Source organism: Micromonospora sp. D75 (assembly GCF_018070405.1).
GTDB lineage: Bacteria > Actinomycetota > Actinomycetes > Mycobacteriales > Micromonosporaceae > Micromonospora > Micromonospora chalcea.
In genome coordinates this window covers 1-1,591 of sequence record NZ_JAGPXV010000926.1, presented here as the reverse complement: position 1 = coordinate 1,591, position 1,591 = coordinate 1, and the positions used below count along the sequence as shown (strand labels likewise).

Annotated in this window: 2 protein-coding genes; both read left to right on the top strand. The window is 73.5% G+C overall.

Annotated features, from left to right (window positions below):
* Positions 1 to 1,199, top strand: a 1,199-nt coding sequence (locus tag KBX39_RS30750) for a class I adenylate-forming enzyme family protein (RefSeq protein WP_210873900.1), incomplete at its 5' end; no start/stop codon positions are given.
* On the top strand, positions 1,196 to 1,591 hold a 396-nt coding region (locus KBX39_RS30745), incomplete at its 3' end, for a beta-ketoacyl synthase N-terminal-like domain-containing protein (protein ID WP_312247521.1). The genes KBX39_RS30750 and KBX39_RS30745, both read left to right, overlap by 4 nt.

Below are 1,591 nucleotides of genomic sequence, written 5' to 3'. Positions count from 1 at the left end.
ACCTGGGCGCGCCGATGCTCGGCGAGCCCGCGCAGGCCGGGACCGGCGACCCGGACGCCGCGCCCGCGCACTACCGGCACCACCCGGACGACCCGATCGTCATCACCCACACCTCCGGCACCACCGGAGTGCCGAAGGCGGTGCTGCACTCGCACGCCAGCCTGCTCGCCGCGACCCGGCACCTGCTGTCCATGCCGCAGGCGCAGGGCACCACGCGCATCCTCAACGCGCTGCCCGCCCCGCACACCGCCACCGTGCTGATGGTCAACCAGGCGCTCGGCAACCGGGCGGAGATGTTCCTGCTCTCCGAGCAGGGCGGCGAGCGGGTGCTCGACGCGATCCAGCGGTGGCGCCCCGACGGCGTGTTCGGCTTCTCCGTCACCTGGGCCGAGCTGGCCCGCTTCGACCTGTCCGGCTACGACCTGGACTCGGTGCGGCTGTGGTTCAACACCGGCGACTGCTCGCACGAGCCGCACGTACGGCGGCTGGTCGCGGTGGGCTCCCGCGACGTGGTGACCCGTCAGGGCGTGACCCGGGTACCCGGGTCGGTGTTCATCGACGGCCTGGGCTCCAGCGAGATGGGCCACTCGATGTTCCACATCACGCACACCTCCGACACCGACAGGTACGGCCGCTGCGTCGGCCGCCCGTACCGGTTCACCAAGGTCGCGGTGCTCGACACCGACGGCAACGAGCTGCCGCCCGGGCAGGTCGGCTGGCTCGGCATCGACTCGCCGTCGCTGTTCCGCGGCTACTGGAACGACTCGGTCACCACGTACCGGTTCCGGCTGCGCGGCTGGTACCTCACCGGCGACCTGGTGTACGCCGACGAGGACGGCCGCTACTACCACCTGGACCGGGCGGTCGACTCGGTCGAGGCGGGCGACGGCAAACGGTTCTTCACCGCGCTGTCCGAGGAGCGCATCCTGGCCGCCAGCCCCGACGTGACCGACTGCACCGTGGTGATCGTCAAGGCGGACGACGGCACGGTCACCACCGACGTGCTGCTGGAACTGGCCGCAGGCGCCGACCCGGACGCGGACCGTACCGAGCGGATCCGTACCGCGCTGGGCCCGGACGTGGGCGCCACGCTTCGCCGGATCGTCCCGGTGCGCGCCGACGACATCCCGGTCACCGTCACCGGCAAGGTACGCAAGGTGGCGCTGCGCGAGCGCTATCTGACCGAGGCGCCGTCGTGACCGCCGTCGTCACCGGCATGGGCCTGTTCACCCCGGCGGGGCGCGGCGTGGCGGACACGTTCGACGCGCTGCACACCGGCCGCTCCGGGCTGCGCCGGCCGCCCGAGGGACACCCGGCGGCGGGCAGCCTGGAGGTGGCCGGCGTGCTGCCGGACATCGACCCGCGCAGCGTCGCCTCCGGACCGGAGACGAAGGTGCTCGACCGGGTGGTGCTGCTGGCCCTGATCACCGCCGCCGAGGCGCTCGCCGACGCCGGTATCGAGGTGGGCCGCGACGTCGACCCGGAGCGCATCGCGGTGATCGTCGGCGGTGTCGGCGGGATGTCCACGCTGGAGGGGCAGGTGCTGGCGCGGGCCGCCCGGGGCCGGGCGGCGGTCAGCCCGTACCTGCTC